Source organism: Frankia sp. CcCS3 (assembly GCF_977927575.1).
Window position 1 is genome coordinate 1 of the sequence record NZ_CDWRCL010000150.1, and the last position, 4,389, is coordinate 4,389.

The window sequence follows — 4,389 nt, forward strand, 5'->3', positions numbered from 1 at the left end:
CCACAAAGCCTCACACCCACCACGGCACCTCACCCACCACGGCACCTCACACCCACTGGTCTCACACCCACCGCCGTGACCGCCGCAGGCAGGCCCGTCCCGGAACGGCCCACCCGGCTAGGCTGACCACAGGCCGCAGGCCGGCCCCGCCCCCCGCGAGGAGACCCCGCCCATGCCGACCAGTCCGCGTGCGGGGCAACCCGCCGCCCCCGAGGATCTCGTTGACGTCGACGGCTTGCTCGCCGCCTACCACGAGATCCATCCCGATCCCACCGATCCGACCCAGCGGGTGTCGTTCGGCACGTCCGGTCATCGTGGCTCGGCGCTGCGCGGCTCCTTCAACGCCGACCACATCCTGGCCACCACCCAGGCGATCTGCGACTACCGGAAGGAGGCCGGCGTCGACGGACCGCTGTTCGTCGGGATCGACACGCACGCACTGTCAGCGCCCGCGCTCGCGAGCGCCCTGGAGGTCCTCGCCGCGAACGGCGTCGCGGTACGCATCGCCCCGGACGGCGAGGCCACCCCGACCCCGGTGATCTCGCACGCGATCCTGCGCCACAACCGCGAGCGCACGTCAAGCAACAGGACGGGCAGGACGGGCACCACCGGCGCGACCGGCCCGGCGCGCGGCCTCGCCGACGGCATCGTCGTCACGCCGTCGCACAATCCGCCCGCCGACGGCGGGTTCAAGTACAATCCGACGCACGGCGGTCCGGCGGACACCGGCGTCACCAAGGTCATCCAGGATCGCGCGAACGCCCTGCTCGACGGTGGCCTCGCGGGCGTGGCCCGGGTGCCGTACCCGCAGGCGCGCGCCGCCGCCGTGGTCCACGGCTACGTCGGCGCCTATGTCGCGGACCTCGGCGACGTCATCGATCTCGACGCGATCCGCGGCGCCGGGGTGCGCATCGGCGTCGACCCGCTCGGTGGGGCGAGCCTCGTGTACTGGCAGGCCGTCGCCGAGCGGTACAAGCTGGACCTCGACGTGGTGAACACCACGATCGACCCGACCTTCGCCTTCATGACGACCGACTGGGACGGCAGGATCCGGATGGATCCGTCGTCGCCGTACGCGATGGCCTCCCTGGTGCGGCTGGCCGGCTCGTTCGACGTCGCCCTCGCCAACGACGCCGACGCCGACCGGCACGGCATCGTCACCGGCACGGCCGGGCTGTTGAACCCGAACCACTACCTCTCCGCGGCCATCGCCTACCTGTTCGGCCACCGCCCGGGCTGGCCGACCGGGACGGCGATCGGCAAGACGCTGGTCAGTTCCAACATGATCAACCGGGTCGGGGCGAGCCTCGGCCGCGACGTGGTCGAGGTGCCGGTGGGCTTCAAGTGGTTCGTGGCCGGTCTGACCGACGGGAACCTGGGCTTCAGCGGCGAGGAGAGCGCGGGCGCGTCGTTCCTGCGCCGCGACGGCGCGGTGTGGACGACCGACAAGGACGGGATCATCGCCTGCCTGCTCGCCGCCGAGATGACGGCGGTCACCGGCCGGGACCCCGGGCAGTTGTACCGGGAGCTCACCGATGCCCACGGCGCCCCGGCCTACCGGCGGGTCGACGCGCCGGCCACCCCGGCGCAGAAGAAGATCCTGGCCGCGCTCACCCCGGAGAGCCTCAGCGCGACGACGCTCGCCGGTTCGCCGGTGACCGCCGCGCTGTCGCACGCGCCGGGCAACGGCGCGGCGATCGGCGGGGTGAAGGTCGTCACCGACGACGCCTGGTTCGCCGCCCGGCCCTCCGGCACCGAGGACGTCTACAAGATCTACGCGGAGAGCTTCCGGGGCCCCGGGCATCTCGACGAGGTCATCACGGAGGCACAGTCGATCGTCGACGCCGCCCTCGCCCGCGGCTGATCCTGCCGGTCCCAGGCCGGTCCCGGAGCCGGCCTGGGACCGGGCCGGGGCTGGGGACCGTCAAGACGGAAGAAGCCGCCCGATGAACGCCTGGAGCTGCTCGATGTTGCGGCACTCCACCATCTCGTCGACGAGCTCGGCGTGCACGTTTGTCGCCGAGTCGCCCGAGCCCCAGTAGCTGCGCGGCTCCGGGTTGAGCCAGTAGGAGTGCCGGGCCTGCGAGCACAGTCGCCTGAAGATGGTCGCCGAGGTCGGTCGGTAGTTGTTCCGGGCGTCACCGAGGATCAGCAGCGACGTCTTGGGACCGACCGCCTCGGGGTACTTCTCGGCGAAGACCTCGATGGCATGCCCGTAGTCGCTGTGCCCGTCGAACCAGACGAGGTCCGCCTCTCCGGAGATGCGGGCCATCATGTCGCCGAGGTCGAGGCCGCGCAGATACCTGGTGACCTCGTCGGTCGTGTCGATAAAGGCGAACGCCCGGACCTTGGCGAACTGCTCGCGCAGCGCATGGGTCAGCATCAGGGTGAAATGCGCGAACGAGGCCACCGAGCCGGAGACGTCGCACAGCACGACCAGCTCGGGCTTGTGCGGCTTGTGCGGGCGGTGCCTGGTCTCCACCGGTACGCCGCCGGTAGCCAGCGACGCCCGCACCGTGCGCCGGAAGTCCAGCCGGCCGATGCGGCCGAGCCGGCGCCGCGCGGTCAGCCGGGTCGCCAGCCGCCGGGCGAGCGGGTAGACCTGCCGGCGCAGCTCCACCAGGTCCCGCTGGGAGGCTCGCAGGAACTCGACCTGGTCGCTGAGCGGCTTCACCGCGGTGCGCTCGACCGCATCGAGGCCGCGTTCCTCGGCCATCCGCCGCCGCACCTCGGTGGACACCATCTCCTCGAACTCGCGGATCCGGTCGGTGATGGTCTGCCGGGCGGCCCGTTCGGCGAGTCCGCCACGTTCGGAATCCGCCAGCATCGCCGCGAGCAGATCGGCGATGAGGGTCTCCGCCGACATCACCCGCAGCACCCGGTAGATGAACCACGAGCGGGCGGAGCTGCCGCGCGCCGACCCGAACGCGCTCACCGCCTGCCGAGCAAGCGCGCGCAGCGCCTCGTCGTTGCCGTCACGCAGCGCGTCGAGCAACTGGTCGCGCAGCACCTGGCGCAGCTCCTCCAGCTGCTCGGGCGACAGCTCGCCAGGGTCGACGCCGACGTCCCCCGCCGCGCCGTTCGCCGCCCCGGCCGGGTCGTCCAGGTCGTCCAGGTCGTCCAGCGACACGCCGTCCCCGATCCGGGGCGGGAAGTAAAGGTCGAACAGAGTATCGAAAGCCGGCCGGTACAGCGGCCGCTTGCACAGGGTCGCCGCGAACGCTGCCCGGACGGCGTCCCGCTCGGCCCAGCCCAGCGCGCCGACGGCCCTGGCGGCATCCACGGTCTCGGCGCTGCTCACCGGGACACCGGCCCGGCGCAGCGCCGCGGTGAAATCGACGGTGCGGTCCAGCAGGTTCATGCCGGCGCCCCCTCGTGGACGTGCGGCCGTGGCGACGGCCGTCAGCTAGTAATCAGTTCGATGGATTCGATCAGTTCAATGGAGTTGATGGAGTCGATGGGTTGGGCTCGGGCGGTTCAGTTCGCGCCGAGCTTGAGGTGACTGATGGCTCGGGCCTGGTCGCTGGCGTGCTTGAGAACGACACCGAGGGTCGAGGCGACGGCGGCCTCGTCGAACGTGTCGAATCCGAGCGCGAGCACGGTCTGGCCTCAGTCGATGGTCTCGGCGATGGAGGGCGCCTTCTTCAGTTCCATCGCCCGCAGCGCGCGGACGATCCGGACCAGCGATTCGGCCTGCCTCTCCGGGAGATCGGGCACCCGGGAGAGCACGATCTCCTTCTCCCGCTCGGCCGAGGGATAGTCCAGGTTGAGGTAGAGGCAGCGCCGCTTGAGCGCCTCGGACAGCTCCCGCGTCGCGTTGGAGGTCAGGATGACGAAGGGACGGCGGGCGGCGCTGATGGTACCGAGCTCCGGAATCGTCACCTGGAAGTCGGACAGCACCTCCAGCAGCAGGCCTTCCACCTCGACGTCGGCCTTGTCGGTCTCGTCGACGAGCAGCACCGTCGGCTCCTGGCGGCGGATCGCCGTCAACAGCGGCCGAGAGAGCAGGAACTCCTCGCTGAAGATGTCGTCGTGGGCCTGCTGCCAACCCTCGGCACCGCCGTCTCCCGATCCGGCCTGAATGCGCAGCAGTTGCTTCTTGTAGTTCCATTCGTACAATGCGCGAGCTTCATCAAGCCCTTCGTAACACTGCAGCCGAATGAGCTCGGCGCCAACCGCGGTCGCCAGCGCCTTCGCGAGCTCGGTTTTACCGACACCCGCGGGCCCCTCCACAAGCAGCGGTTTACGCAGCCGATCCGCGAGGAAGACTGTGGTGGCAATCGCCTCGTCCGCAAGGTATCCGGTCACGCGAAGCCGTTCCCGCACATCAGCGACGTCGGCGAAAGCGTGTTCCTGCAGCGACATGGCCACCTTGGAGTCGAAATGAAA

The 4,389-nt window shown here is 70.4% G+C and carries 2 protein-coding genes and 1 pseudogene; 1 reads left to right on the plus strand and 2 read right to left on the minus strand.

Annotated elements, in window-relative coordinates:
- Positions 1-172 precede the first annotated feature (172 nt).
- Entirely contained in the window at positions 173-1,864 is a 1,692-nt protein-coding gene (pgm, locus tag AC08OQ_RS13475; RefSeq protein WP_476599185.1) for a phosphoglucomutase (alpha-D-glucose-1,6-bisphosphate-dependent), read from the plus strand.
- 60 nt (positions 1,865-1,924) lie between these two features.
- On the opposite strand, the gene AC08OQ_RS13480 is transcribed toward pgm, so the two are convergent.
- Complete coding sequence (locus AC08OQ_RS13480; RefSeq protein WP_476599187.1) at positions 1,925-3,361, minus strand: vWA domain-containing protein; 1,437 nt, start codon at positions 3,359-3,361, stop codon at positions 1,925-1,927.
- Positions 3,362-3,477: 116 nt separating this feature from the next.
- Positions 3,478-4,365, minus strand: a pseudogene (locus AC08OQ_RS13485) (AAA family ATPase).
- Between the last annotated feature and the right edge of the window lie 24 nt (positions 4,366-4,389).